The following is a 14,443-nucleotide window of genomic DNA, read 5'->3' as shown; positions in this document are numbered from 1 at the left end:
GTGAAGGTATGCATCATTTGCTCAATTTATTGATCTGGTTGCCTATCATCGGCGGTGTGTTTGTATTTCTCACCGGCGACGATAACAATCCCAATGTATCGCGTTATTTATCACTATTTACAGTATTGTTAACGCTGATCATGTGCATTCCTTTAATGACAGGATTCGATGTCAATACTTATGCCATGCAATTCATTGATGAATATCCTTGGATGCCTGCGCTAGGTATTAATTACAGCTTGGGAGTGGATGGCTTATCACTACTATTAATTGTATTGAGTATATTTACTAACCTTATCGTTATTTTGGCGACTTGGGATAGTATTCATAAGCGAGTAGCTCAATACATGGCAGCATTTTTAATCATGCAAGGTCTACTTGTGGGTGTTTTTGCAGCACTTGATGCGATAGTTTTTTATATTTTTTGGGAAGCAACGCTGATACCAATGTATTTAATTATTGGTATTTGGGGATCTGATAATCGCGTATATGCAGCGATCAAATTTTTCTTATACACCTTTTTCGGCTCGGTTCTTATGCTGGCTTCATTTTTGTATATGGGCTATGTCGTAGGCTCGTTTAAGATTGAAACCTTGTATGCAATTAAATTAGGTATGACGGCTCAAACATTAATTTTTATTGCCTTCTTTTTTGGTTTCGCTATAAAAATTCCCATGTTCCCAGTACATACCTGGTTGCCAGATGCTCATACTGAGGCACCTGCTGGTGGTTCTATCGTACTGGCTGCAATACTTTTAAAGCTTGGCGCTTACGGCTTTATACGTTTTGCTTTGCCTATTGTTCCTGATGCCTGCAGTAAATATGCCATGGTAATTATTGCCTTATCATTAATAGCTGTAGTTTATGTCGGCTTAGTAGCTATTATTCAGAAAGACATGAAGCGTCTTATTGCTTACTCTTCAATTTCCCATATGGGGTTTGTGACTTTGGGTTGCTTTGCAATTTTTGCTATTGCACATCAGTCTGGGGTACGCAACGCTGCTTTGGTTCTTGAGGGAGCCATCATTGTGATGATTTCTCACGCATTTGTTTCTAGCGCAATGTTTGCTGGGGTTGGTTACTTGTATGATCGAATGCATACACGCCAAATTACAGATTTCGGTGGTATCGTACATACAATGCCCGTGTTTGCATCGTTTTTCATGCTTTTTGCTATGGCTAATGCCGGTCTACCTGGCACCTCAGGGTTTGTGGGAGAATTCATGGTGATTCTGGGTTCCGTGAAGGCAAGTTTCTGGATGGCATTTTGGGCTGCAACCACTCTTATTATTGGTGCCGGTTATACACTATGGATGTACAAGCGAGTAATTTTTGGCCCGATCGCCAATGAAAAAGTAGCCGCCTTAAAAGATCTTTCTGGTTTTGAGCTAAGTGCTTATGTGCTACTGGCCTTAATGGTTGTCGCGATGGGGGTTTATCCCAAGCCAGTACTTGATTATGTGCATCAATCGGTAAGCCATACTCTGGCTGAAGCCAATAAATCAAAATTATAATTAGCAAGGTTAAATTAACATGACAGCATTATTAGAGAATTTACACATTGCATTACCTGAAATGATTGTGCTGGTTACGGCTTGTGTCGCCTTGCTGGCCGATCTTTTTCTACGTCAGCGTTACGCATCGATAGCATTTATTCTTGTAGAAATTGGTTTGGTGCTGGCTGCTTGTGTAAGTTTTCTTTTGCTTGGGGGCTTCCGAGTGAGCATCCTAGGCGGCTTATTTATCAGTGATGATATAGCCCAACTTATGAAATTATTTATTTATCTAAGTGTTTTCTTATGCTTTCTCTATTCAAGACACTACATCGATGAACGTCAAATACCTTCTGGCGATTATTATATTCTCGGTTTATTCTCTACTTTGGGCATGATGATACTTGTCTCAGCTCACTCTCTGGTGACTATATATTTAGGGCTAGAGTTGCTTTCACTTCCCCTTTATGCAATGACAGCAATTCGACGCACGAACAGTGATGCTGCGGAGGCGGCAATGAAATATTTTGTTATGGGTGCTATTGCTTCTGGAATGCTCCTGTACGGTTTTTCTTTGTTGTATGGTGCAACAGGTAAGTTGGATTTATTAGATATTGCAAATGCGGTAGCGGCTAACTGGCAACAACAAAATACTTTACTATCTTTTGCTCTTGTATTTATTTTAGCAGGTGTTGGATTTAAATTGGCGGCAATGCCTTTTCACATGTGGGCACCAGATGTTTACCAAGGTGCACCTACTTCGGTTACCTTATTTATTAGTGCTGCCCCCAAAGTTGCGGCAATGGGTATGGCATTTCGTATATTGATTATGGCTCTTCCTGATGCTTCTACACAATGGCAGCAGTTATTAATAGTGATGACACTATTGTCTACGGGCCTCGGTAATATGCTTGCCATTACGCAGTCAAATATAAAGCGTCTGCTGGCGTACTCTGCTATTTCTCATATTGGTTATGCACTATTTGGTATATTGGCAGCCAGTGTAGCTGGCTATGCGGCTGCGCTTTATTATGTGCTTGTTTATTCTATTATGACAGTAGGTGCTTTTGGCTTAATAGTACTGCTGTCTAAAAATGGTGTTGAAGTAGAAGATGTGGAGGACTTAAAAGGATTAAATAAACGTAATCCATGGCTTGCATTTATGATGATGATTATTATGTTTTCAATGGCAGGCGTTCCACCGACAGTTGGCTTTTTCACAAAACTGTTAGTACTTAAAGCGTTAGTAGATGTAAATCTAACGTGGGTTGCAGTGTTGGGGTTAGTATTTGCCGTTATGGGTGCTTACTATTATGTTCGTATCGTTAAGGTTATGTATTTTGATGATGCAGCTGACTCAAATCCAGTGCAATTATCAACGCCAATGAATTTAGTATTTTCTGCTAATTGCTTAGCATTGCTTTTTTTGGGTATATTCCCAGCGGGTTTGATTTCAGCCTGCATCAACGCATTTGCATCTTAAATAATTTCTAGATTGATTTAAAAATTTAACTTTCTCAGATCAATCTAGGGATATCACAAATTCTGTGAATGATAACTACTGAAATTACAAGTTATCATGTCGGCATTTGTGGTATTTAGTTCTGCGAGCTCATTTAACTCTCCTGAAATTTCAGACTCCCTTACGCGGGCGGATTCAAATGATACATTCTCAAAATGGCAATCAAGCATTTTCATCTTCACTGCCGATATATGGCTAAAATTGCAATTTTTGAAAGTAACATTTGTAAATATCACGTCATTGAATGTAGCTTCACTAAAATCCACGTTTTCAAAAACAGTATTTTCTATTCGTGTTTTTTTAAAAGTAGCACCAGCAAAAGTTGATTTGGTTATCGTCGAGGATAAAATTTTTGTTTTCTTGAAGGATGTGACTTCAAAATTGTTGTCTTCAATGTTTGCTTGATGAATTAGTGCATCATCAAACATGCTTGAGTTTAAAGTTGACAATTTTATCGTAACATTATGTAAAATTGTTTTATTAAAACTCGAAGATTTAAGTTCTGAACTTACAAAACGGCTTTCTGATAAGTCTGAACCATTAAATATACTTTTAGATATTTTAGAATTATGTGCAAAAATTGTGGCGCAGCCTTTTTCAAATATGAAAGCCCCATGTTGATAGCCAAGATCCATTTCTAAACGATCGACCTTTGGTGTATTTTTACCGCCAAATTTTGTATGGCTAAATTTTTTATTAGCACTCAGAATTTCAGCTTGTACCTTTCTACTGAAAATCTTCATTTCAGCACGTGCTATTTGCTCTGGATCTGCGGAAGCAACCATTTGTTCTTTAGACTCAAACAAAGTGAAAGAGGCATGCGTTAACCTCGTTGGTAGCTTATCATCCTTACTTAAGGAGCGCTCACTGGTTTTTCCTAGGTAGATCGTCCATAGCTCCTCAGCGTTACGACTAAAAAATATCCCCAATTGTTTCGGTAATTCATATTTTCTTTTATGTGTACCCTTAAGGGCGTGATGAGCATGAGCTAATTCATGAAAAAGAGCTCGATAAGAGGGGGATATAGAGTACACTATTTTGCCATTATTTGAATGGCCGAGAATGATTTCCATATTTCGTGTGAAGGGTATAAAGATGTCAACTTTACTAAGTAAACTTTCATTGTCTCTGACAGAATTATTTTTATCTTTAATATAGCTAGCTTTTAATGTATCAAGATTAAAATCTGTTAAACCTTTGACTATTTCGCGTGATTCATCGGTTTGAACCGCGAAAGCATTACTGGGATTTTCTGGTACCAGTTGGGCTACGTAATCTTCGCCTTGGAATAACTCAATAGTTTTTCCTGACTCAAGATGTCCTTTAATTTTAACAAGCAAATGGTAGCCTGATTCAAATTTCATGAGTCTAAATAAGTCGGAAAATAGATTTGAGTGCAGTTTTTCTGAAGCCTTAAATTTAAGAAGATTGGTCAATACCTCAAAAGTTTCAAATCGTTCCTGAACGCTTGATAAAATATTATCGGATTTATTAGGTGCTTTTTTTGATTTAATTTCATTCGATACATAATTTTGCCAAACGATAAATTTTTCTTGTTTAGACAGTTCACTATATTGTAATAGGCTGCTATCACGTAATACACCAATCTCGATTAATAAATCGTTGTGTTCCTTTAAATAACGAGAAACCATTTGTTCACTTAATGGTTTTCTTGGATCAAATTTCTCATTTAATAATTGATTAATGCTAAGATAAATTCGGTACTCAAGGTCATCCAGTTGTTGTAAAAAGGAGCCTAATTTTTCACCGGAAAGCTGTTTATCAATAACACTAGCTAAGCCTTTAATTTCTTTTCTAAACGTCATAATTTTGTCTTTATGTATCAATAATGTACATTATAGGCAATTATGAAGTGAATAATTGTCGAAAATGGCAAAACTGTTTAAATAATCTATGATTAAGCATACATTTTTGAATTGGTACACAGGTTCATGGTAGTTCAAAAATGGTGATATTAAAGCTGCTTTCAATTATTTCCTGTGAACTGAGCAATAAGGATAATGCTTATTGTTGACTAGAAATCACATCTTTAAATCATACTGGAATTCAGTCTGGGATGAATGAATACTAATAAGAGTTACAAAAGAGCATGGTTAGGATAAAAAAAGCTTGATAACCAGACTAAGGATGCGTATACTTGCCCTCAGTTGATGCGGGGTGGAGCAGCCTGGTAGCTCGTCGGGCTCATAACCCGAAGGTCGTAGGTTCAAATCCTGCCCCCGCTACCACTATTATTAAACCCCATTTATGGGGTTTTTTATTATGTTTAAAATGGTAATGCGCGATTGAAACTATCAGCCAGACGTTACCCCAAACCTACTTCTCTGGACGATATCGCAAGAAGATAGAGGGAGTAATGCTAGGCGTACCAGGTTCATCAAGACGACTCAGATGAAATCATTTCGAATAGGGCCTGCTTTAAAAAGAAACGTCAGGCAGCCGAGTAACATATGATAAAAAACGAAATTGAGCAATTATTAACACCTCTTATTGAGGATTTAGGATATGAATTGTGGGGATGCGAATACTTACCTCAAGGAAAGCATTCACTGTTGCGTGTTTACATTGACAAAGAAAATGGCATTGGTATAGAGGATTGTGAACGAGTTAGCAGGCAGGTTAGCGCGCTTTTAGATGTTGAAGATCCGATCCCGGGAAACTATAGTTTGGAGATATCCTCTCCCGGAATACCTCGTCCACTCTTTAATAAAGAACAATATAAGCAATATGTAGGAAATGAGGTTCGTATTAAAGTATTTAAACCAATAAATGGTAGCCGTAACTTATTTGGTACAATTATTTCTGCTAATGAAGATACTTTAATATTGAAAATCGGTGACGAGCAGCTAGAAGTGCAATTTACCCAAATAGTAAAAGCAAATTTGACAGGCGAGTGAGGCGAACGATGAGCAAAGAATTGTTATTAGTTGCTGAGGCATTATCTAATGAAAAAGGCGTACCTAAGGATGTGGTGTTAGAAGCTATCCAATCAGCACTTGAGTCAGCTACTCGTAAATTAACAGATAAAGATATTGGTGTGCGAGTGAAATTAGATCCGCGCACCGGTGAATATGAAACTTTCCGTTATTGGGAAGTGGTTGGCGATGATGAGGTGGAATTTCCTGAGAGACAGCTTTCTTTGACTCAAGCCAAAGAGCGCTCACCATCGATAGCAATTGGTGGCCGAATTGAAGAGCCGATGCCTTCTGTTGAATTTGGCAGAATTGCTGCTCAAACTGCTCGTCAAGTTATTATGCAGAAAGTGCGAGAAGCAGAAAGACAGCAAGTTGTTGATCAATTTAAAAACAAATTGGGACAGCTGATTTACGGAACAGTCAAGAAAGTAACACGAGATAATATTATCATCGATCTCGGTGGTAAGGCAGAGGCCTTTATGCCACGAGGTGAAATGCTGCCAAACGAAATGTTTAGACCCAATGATCGAGTTCGTGCATATCTGTATGAAATCTTACCACAAGCAAGAGGCCCGCAACTCTTTGTTAGTAGAGTTCGCAATGAAATGCTTATCGAGCTATTCCGAATTGAAGTGCCTGAAATTGGTGAAAATATCATCGAAATTAAAGCGGCAGCACGCGAGGCAGGTAATCGGGCAAAAATTGCTGTTAAAACAAATGATGGCCGTATCGACCCGGTTGGCGCTTGCGTAGGTATGCGTGGTGCTCGCGTTCAAGCTGTCTCTAGTGAGTTAGGTGGTGAGAGGGTAGATATCATTTTATGGGATGATAATCCTGCGCAACTGGTTATTAACGCCATGGCGCCTGCAGATATTACTTCTATTGTGGTCGATGAAGATAGTCATACAATGGATTTGGCTGTTCAAAAAGAGCAGTTATCCCAAGCCATCGGTCGCAGTGGGCAAAATGTTAGGTTGGCGAGCCAATTAACAGGCTGGACATTAAATGTAATGACAGTTGAAGAGTTTAATAGTAAAAGCCAAGAAGAATCGAGCAAAATTATTAATCTATTTACTTCAGCGTTGGAAGTGGATGAAGAAATTTCCAATCTTTTGGTTGCGAATGGCTTTTCCTCTTTAGAAGAGATTGCATATGTACCTAAAGAAGAGCTGTTAGCTATCGAAGAATTTGATGAAGAAATTGTTGATGAGTTAAGAAATCGTGCTAATGATATTTTATTAACGCAAGCATTAACATCAGGCCAAGGATTGCCTGGCACGCCAGCTGAATCATTGCTTTCTATGGAAGGAATGACAGAGGCTTTGGCATCAAGTTTAGCTGCTAAAGGCATAACGACGATGGATGAGTTGGCTGAGCAGTCTGTCGATGAGTTGCTAGATATTAATGGCATGACAGAAGAAAAAGCTGCCGAGTTGATCATGAAAGCACGTGAACCGTGGTTTCAATAAATCAAAACGATCAGATTGAGTAGAGAATTATTAGAGCAGGAATTTTTTTAATCCTGCTTTGGATTAGCGAAATTATAAAAAGCATAAATATGCAATTTTGGTTTTCAGCATATAAAGCTTGTAGCATTAGAATTTTATAGCAATTTCTTTTGAGATTGCTGAAAGGGGGTAAATTATGGCGGATGTGACGGTTAAACAATTGGCTCAAGTCGTTGGTATCCCTGCTAAGCGCCTATTAGACCAGTTACAGGAAGCAGGACTAGCTTTTACTGATGATAATCAGACGGTCAATGAAGACCAAAAGCGTATCTTGTTGAATTATTTAAAAAGCAGCTCAAATAAGGAAACTCGTTCAACCCCTGAACGTATCACTTTGAAGCGTAAAAGCCTTACTCAAGTGACTGTAGGTCATGACGTTCATAGTGGTAAAACAGTCAATGTTGAGGTACGCAAAAAAAGAACTTATGTAAAACGAAGTAGCTTGCTTGATCAACAACACGAAGCGGAGCCTGAAGTTGAATTAGAACACCCAATTCCGACTGACGCTAGTGCCGAAGTTTCAGAAGAGACTGCAGTAGCGTCTTTTGAGGAGGCCCCTGATGTTCTCGCACATGAGGAGCATACAGAACCTGCAGAGCAAGGAGAAAAAACGCCTGAGAGTGCTCAAAAAGCTGGTGAAGAGTTGGAGCAACTCCCCGTTACTGAAGGTGTTATTACCCCTGAAGTGGGACCAATAGAAGAAGAGCCAATCAATACGTTAGAAGAAAAAGTTGAGAAGGCTAGTAAGAAGAAACATGTCGATAAAAAAGAGATGGATTCAGATTCTGACTTTAGAAAAGGGAAAAAGAAAAGCAAATACTTGGCTCCAGAGCAGGATGAAGACGAGCGCATGCAAGGTCGTCCTAAGCGGGGTAAGCCTAAGAAACGTAAGGGCAATGAAAAGTCTGAGAAATATAGAGAAGCAGAAGAAGCATTAACTCACGGTTTTGCCATGCCAACAGCCCCAGTCGTTCGTGATGTATTAATTCCTGAAACGATTACCGTTGCAGAACTTGCTAAACGAATGTCAGTAAAAGCAGCTGAAGTTATTAAAGTAATGATGGGTCTTGGGGCTATGGCTACCATTAACCAGGTTATTGATCAAGACACTGCAGTTATTGTTGTTGAAGAAATGGGGCATAGACCTCGCATGCTCAAAGAGAATGCAATTGAAGATACTCTTGGCGATGTAATTGACAAAGGCGGTGATGCAGAATCACGGGCGCCTGTTGTCACAATCATGGGACACGTTGACCATGGGAAAACATCACTGCTTGATTATATTAGACGTACTAAGGTTGCTGCCGGTGAAGCCGGAGGCATTACGCAGCATATTGGTGCTTACCATGTCAGTACACCTAAAGGTGAAATTACATTTCTTGATACTCCCGGCCATGCTGCCTTTACGGCAATGCGGGCTCGCGGAGCGCAAGTGACGGATATTGTTATTCTAATTGTTGCTGCAGACGATGGTGTTAAGCCACAAACAATCGAGGCAGTACAACATGCTAAGGCTGCAAATGTGCCAATTATCGTGGCAGTCAACAAAATGGATAAACACGATGCAGATCCTGATCGCGTTATGAATGAATTATCCAATTATGAAGTGATCCCTGAGTCTTGGGGTGGTGACACCATGTTTATGCAAATTTCTGCCAAAACAGGGCTGGGTATTGATGAACTTTTAGATGCTGTCTTATTGCAATCTGAAGTATTAGAATTAAAAGCACCAACTGATGGCGCTGCAAAAGGGGTTGTTATCGAATCACGCCTGGATAAAGGTCGTGGTCCTGTTGCGACAGTTTTAGTACAAAGTGGTACTTTGCAAAAGGGTGATATCCTCCTTGCTGGATTACAATATGGCCGTGTCCGTGCTTTAGTTAGCGATAGTGGTAAGTCTGTAGATAGTGCAGGCCCCTCTATCCCTGTTGAAGTACTTGGATTATCTGCGGTACCTCATGCGGGTGACGAAGCTATTGTTGTCCCTGATGAAAAGAGAGCACGTGAAGTCGCATTATTCCGTCAAGGTAAATTCCGCGATGTGAAACTGGCAAGAAGACAGAAATCTTCCTTAGAGGGCATTTTTGAAAACATGACGTCAGCTGAAGTTAAAGTGCTGAATGTTGTTTTGAAAGCAGACGTTCAAGGCTCTGTAGAAGCCATTGCCGATGCCTTGGTCAAGCTTTCTACAGATGAAGTGAAAGTTGAGATTATTGCCAGTGGTGTTGGGGGTATAACTGAATCAGATGTACACTTGGCAATTGCTTCTAATGCCATTTTAATAGGTTTTAACGTACGTGCTGATAGCGGTGCTAAACGTTTGGCTGAACAAGAAGCAGTAGGTTTGCATTATTACAGTGTGATTTATGATATTGTCGACCAAGTAAAAAGCGCTTTAACCGGTATGCTTGCTCCACAATTTAAAGAGGAAATTATTGGTATTGCCGAAGTTAGGGATGTCTTCCGCTCACCGAAGCTCGGTGCTATCGCAGGTTGCATGGTTATTGAAGGGCTTATTAAACGGAATAATCCTATCCGTGTACTTAGAAATAACGTCGTAATTTATGAGGGTACCTTGGAGTCCTTACGTCGATTCAAAGATGATGTCCTCGAGGTTCGTCAAGGTTTTGAGTGCGGAATCGGAGTGAAGAACTATAATGATGTTAAGCCTGGCGATTTGATCGAAGTGTTTGAAACCATCGAAATAAAGCGAGATTTATGAGGAATGCTTTTAAGCGAACAGATCGCGTTGCAGAAATGATGCAACGCAAACTTTCGCAGATAATTCAACAAGAGATAAAAGATCCACGTTTGCCTGCCTTTGTTACTATTTCATCGGTAAAAGTATCCGCCGATTTAGGGCACGCAAAAGTGTATTTTACAGTGCTAAATGATGATAAACAGCTAACTGCGTCAATTCTTAATGCAGCAGCCAGCTATCTAAGAACAGCACTTGCTAGATCAATACAATTGCGAACAGTACCACAATTGCATTTTGTCTATGATGAATCAATAGAATATGGCAGACGGCTGAGTCGTTTAATTGAAGAAGCCAACCCTCCAAAAAGTAATGATGAGCAAGAGTGATTGTAGTCAACCTATCAACGGTATTTTGCTAGTTAATAAACCTCAAGGTCTATCTTCTAATTCCTTATTACAAAAGGTAAAAAGACTGTATGGTGCAAAGAAGGCCGGACATACCGGTAGCCTTGACCCTTTGGCTACAGGCATGCTACCTATCTGTTTTGGTGAGGCCACTAAATTTTGCCAATACCTTTTAGATGCTGATAAATCTTATGAGGCTACTGCTTTACTTGGTATTAAAACCAATACTGGCGATGCATTAGGTGAAATAGTAGAAGAGTGTTTGGATTTTACAGTCTCAGAACCTGAGCTTCTTGAGGCGATTAACCAATTTACAGGTCATATAAAACAAATTCCATCAATGTTTTCCGCCCTGAAGCATAAAGGTGTGCCTCTTTATAAATACGCAAGAGAGGGAGTTCAAATTCCTCGTCAGGCACGAGAAATTGTTATTCATCAACTTGAACTGACTTCTTTTGATGGCAAATACTTCAACATCTTAGTTTCTTGTAGCAAAGGAACTTACATTAGAAATTTAGTCGAAGATATTGGTGAGCATCTTGGCTTTGGAGCTCACGTTGCCAGGTTGCATCGCCTCTACACGGCAGGTTTTGTTGGGGAAATGATGTATAGTTTGGAAGATTTACAAAATAAAACCCCATCTGAATTACTAACTTGCTTATTACCGATGGAGCGGGCAGTCAGTCATTTTCCAGCAATCAGAATAACTAATGCAGAAGTGCTGGCATTACGACAAGGCAAGAGCCTTTCGGGCCCAAAAGCAAAGAATTTGCAAGGCTGTGTACGACTTCATGATGATGTAGGTCATTTTATTGGTTTGGGTACATTGGAGTCTGATATATTAACGGTGAAGCGCTTGTTGACAGAACAGTCTGTGAGCGCTATTTTCTAGGTGTTTGTAAAACCTAAAAGGTATGATCTGCGGCTTTAAGAAAAATTGCACAAATTATTAACTAATACTTGTGTCTATGAACATGCCTTGGTAGAATGCTTCCCTTTGAAAGAACACTTGGCTTATCTCTAGGAGTGAATATGTCGCTAACTAGCGCACAAAAAGCAGAAATGGTTAATGAATTTAAACGAGGTGACAAAGATACTGGTTCACCTGAGGTTCAAGTTTCTCTAATGACTGGTCGTATTAAATACTTAACGGATCATTTCAAAGATCACAAAAAAGATTTTCATTCTCGACGTGGTTTGCAAGAGTTAGTAAACAAGCGTCGTAAACTACTCAAGTACTTGAAAAAAACTGATACTGCTCGGTATCAGACTTTGATTCAAAGTTTGGGTTTGCGAGATTCTTATTAATAGTTGGAGCCATGTTAATGGTGCTGACTCAAGGCAATTTTAAGTCAGAATGAAAGGCGCAGGAAAACTGCGCCTTTTTTTTTCATTATTATGAATTTTAAGGGGTGACTTACGTGGCTAAAATCACTAAAGAAATACGTTTCGGCGAACATATTCTTGTTCTTGAAACGGGAGAAATAGCAAGACAGGCTGATGGTGCCATATTCGCTAGTATGAATGGTACGCAGGTATTAGTTACGGTAGTAGGAAAAAAAGATGCAGTTGAGGGTGGTAATTTTTTTCCACTCACTGTGAATTATCAAGAAAAGTCATTTGCTGCCGGTAAAATTCCTGGGGGATTTAACAAACGAGAGGGGCGACCCAGTGAGCATGAAACTTTAGTTTCCCGTTTAATGGATAGACCTTTGCGTCCTCTATTTCCAGACAATTTTTACAATGAAGTACAAATTGTTGCTACTGTCATGTCACTAAATCCTGAAGTTCCTGCTGATATTGTTGCGATGATTGGTGCTTCCGCTGCTTTGGCAATTTCAGGCATCCCATTCCACGATCCGATCGGTGCTGCTCGGGTGGGTTATAAGGATGGTATTTATCTTCTCAATCCAGGATATAAAGCAATAGCACAGTCTGATTTGGATTTGGTTGTTGCTGGTACTAATGATGCCATCTTGATGGTTGAATCTGAGGCACGCGAGCTAAGTGAAGAAATAATGCTGGGTGCAGTGTTATTTGGTCATGAAATGATGAAGGGCGTGATCAAAGGCATTGTGGAATTGGCAAAAGAAGTAGGCAAGCCAGCATGGAATTGGACAGCGCCAGAGATTGATACGACATTGGAGTCTCGTATTGCAGAATTAGCCGGGGCTCGTGTAACAGAAGCCTATCTAATCAAAGATAAAGTACAACGACATCAGCGATTGGCTGAGGTCAGGCAAGAAACTATCGATACTTTAACAAGTGAACAACCAGAGTTGAATGTCGCAATGGCTGGCGAGATGCTTGGTGCCTTAGAGAAAGATGTTGTGCGTAAACGCATTCTTGATGGCGAGCCCCGCATTGATGGCCGCGACCAAAAAACAGTACGTCCAATCAACATTCGCACAAAAATATTGGAAAGAACGCATGGCTCTGCCTTATTTACTCGCGGAGAAACGCAAGCTATTGTCGTTGCAACGTTAGGAAATGAGCGTGATGCTCAAATTCTTGATCAGCTAACGGGCGAAACAAAAGATCGCTTCATGCTGCATTACAACTTCCCTCCTTATTCAGTTGGGGAAACGGGCATGATGGGCAGTCCAAAACGACGTGAAATTGGTCATGGTCGTCTAGCTAAACGCAGTTTGATGGCGGTACTGCCTTCCATGAGTGAGTTTCCTTACGTCTTAAGGGTTGTTTCAGAAATTACGGAATCAAATGGTTCTAGCTCAATGGCAACTGTTTGCGGAACTAGTTTAGCGTTAATGGATGCTGGCGTACCTCTTAAAGCTCCAGTGGCAGGTGTAGCCATGGGATTAATCAAGGAAGGCAATCGATTTGCAGTTTTAACCGACATTCTTGGTGATGAAGATCATTTAGGCGATATGGATTTTAAAGTGGCTGGTACTGAAAAAGGGGTCACTGCTTTACAGATGGATATTAAGATCACGGGCATTACCAAAGAAATTATGTCTCAAGCCTTGGATCAAGCTTTGGCTGGCCGTATCCATATTCTTGGTGTAATGAATAATTCATTAGCGGAGCATCGTGAGGAATTATCACAACATGCTCCTCGCATCACTACGATGAAAGTGGCCGAGGACAAAATTCGTACTATTATTGGCAAGGGTGGTGCTACGATCAAAGGATTGAGTGAGAGTACTGGTGTCTCTATCGATATCGATGATAGTGGGACTGTGCAGTTGTTCTCTCCCGATGCTGCAGCTCTTGAAGAAGCGCAGCGTCAAATAAAAGCTTTGATAGCAGAAATTGAAGTTGGCCAAACTTATGCGGGGAAAGTAAGCAAAATTGTTGATTTTGGTGCTTTTATCAATTTGTTACCCGGTAAAGATGGCTTATTACATATTTCGCAAATTTGCAGCGATCGCTCGCAGAAAGTCGAAGAAGTTTTAAGTGAAGGCCAAGAGATAGAAGTTTTTGTCGCTGGAGTAGACAAGCAAGGCCGCGTTAAATTGGAGTGGAAAGATAAACCCCAGCCACCTGCTGCTAAAGTAAAAGAAGCTGGTGCAGAAGAGGGTAATCAATCGCAGGCTGAAGAAATTGAAGATAAAGAGATAAGTAGCCACTCTACAGAAGAGGAATAACAAGAAAGGCGCAGGTCTTTTGGCCTGCGCAATCTTTGTTACGACATCACACTCTAGTATCAGTAATCTATCACTTTCCATTCGTTTGTTGCAGTCAAAAAATCCACATATATCGGTTTTGTCTATGCTGCAACGGATAATCATTTGGGCCGATAATAAACTTAAGATGAACTATAAGTTTGGGTTTGATAACTATGTAGATTCAAAGATATCAAGGCCGCTTCGGTTGGATATGAACTTATAGTCTTGATAGGGAAGCTACCAAGACCGT

Annotated in this window: 9 protein-coding genes, 1 tRNA gene and 2 pseudogenes; 11 read left to right on the top strand and 1 reads right to left on the bottom strand. The window is 40.0% G+C overall.

The window, feature by feature from the left end; genetic code table 11:
* Nucleotides 1-8 precede the first annotated feature (8 nt).
* Together Lbru_RS14940 and nuoN are read left to right on the top strand one after the other, a co-directional pair.
* Nucleotides 9-1,514 (top strand): complex I subunit 4 family protein, encoded by a 1,506-nt coding sequence (locus tag Lbru_RS14940; RefSeq protein WP_058442929.1) that lies wholly within the window; start codon nt 9-11, stop codon nt 1,512-1,514.
* Nucleotides 1,515-1,533: 19 nt separating this feature from the next.
* Entirely contained in the window at nt 1,534-2,976 is a 1,443-nt protein-coding gene (nuoN, locus tag Lbru_RS14935) for an NADH-quinone oxidoreductase subunit NuoN (RefSeq protein ID WP_058442928.1), read from the top strand.
* Nucleotides 2,977-3,029: 53 nt separating this feature from the next.
* Here nuoN and Lbru_RS14930 read toward each other — a convergent pair whose 3' ends face one another.
* Nucleotides 3,030-4,841 carry a pentapeptide repeat-containing protein gene (locus Lbru_RS14930; protein ID WP_058442927.1) on the bottom strand — a complete coding sequence of 604 codons (1,812 nt, stop codon included), beginning with the start codon at nt 4,839-4,841 and terminating at the stop codon, nt 3,030-3,032.
* A 346-nt stretch (nt 4,842-5,187) separates the two neighbouring features.
* Here Lbru_RS14930 and Lbru_RS14925 point away from each other — a divergent pair.
* From Lbru_RS14925 to pnp, 9 genes and pseudogenes are all read left to right on the top strand, one after another.
* A tRNA-Met gene (locus Lbru_RS14925) sits at nt 5,188-5,264 on the top strand.
* A 222-nt stretch (nt 5,265-5,486) separates the two neighbouring features.
* Nucleotides 5,487-5,933 (top strand): ribosome maturation factor RimP, encoded by a 447-nt coding sequence (rimP, locus tag Lbru_RS14920; protein ID WP_058442926.1) that lies wholly within the window; start codon nt 5,487-5,489, stop codon nt 5,931-5,933.
* A gap of 8 nt (nt 5,934-5,941) precedes the next feature.
* On the top strand, nt 5,942-7,420 hold the full coding sequence (gene nusA, locus Lbru_RS14915; RefSeq protein WP_058442925.1) for a transcription termination factor NusA: 1,479 nt from the start codon (nt 5,942-5,944) through the stop codon (nt 7,418-7,420).
* A 175-nt stretch (nt 7,421-7,595) separates the two neighbouring features.
* Nucleotides 7,596-7,905, top strand: a pseudogene (locus Lbru_RS18110) (translation initiation factor IF-2 associated domain-containing protein); the annotation flags it as partial.
* A gap of 275 nt (nt 7,906-8,180) precedes the next feature.
* A pseudogene (infB, locus tag Lbru_RS14910) lies at nt 8,181-10,181 on the top strand (translation initiation factor IF-2); the annotation flags it as partial.
* A complete protein-coding gene (gene rbfA / locus Lbru_RS14905) occupies nt 10,178-10,546 on the top strand; it encodes a 30S ribosome-binding factor RbfA (protein ID WP_058442923.1) in 369 nt (122 codons plus the stop codon). The pseudogene infB and the gene rbfA, both read left to right, overlap by 4 nt.
* Entirely contained in the window at nt 10,533-11,456 is a 924-nt protein-coding gene (truB, locus tag Lbru_RS14900; protein ID WP_058442922.1) for a tRNA pseudouridine(55) synthase TruB, read from the top strand. The genes rbfA and truB overlap by 14 nt, the downstream gene beginning before the upstream one ends.
* 140 nt (nt 11,457-11,596) lie before the next feature.
* Nucleotides 11,597-11,872, top strand: coding sequence for a 30S ribosomal protein S15 (rpsO, locus tag Lbru_RS14895; RefSeq protein ID WP_058442921.1), 276 nt, complete (start codon nt 11,597-11,599; stop codon nt 11,870-11,872).
* Nucleotides 11,873-11,985: 113 nt separating this feature from the next.
* Nucleotides 11,986-14,172, top strand: a complete 2,187-nt coding sequence (pnp, locus tag Lbru_RS14890) for a polyribonucleotide nucleotidyltransferase (protein WP_058442920.1) — start codon at nt 11,986-11,988, stop codon at nt 14,170-14,172.
* Nucleotides 14,173-14,443 lie beyond the last annotated feature (271 nt).

The sequence above is a fragment of the Legionella brunensis genome (assembly GCF_001467025.1).
GTDB classification, from domain to species: Bacteria; Pseudomonadota; Gammaproteobacteria; order Legionellales; family Legionellaceae; genus Tatlockia; species Tatlockia brunensis.
This window is presented reverse-complemented; position numbering and strand designations above follow the sequence as displayed.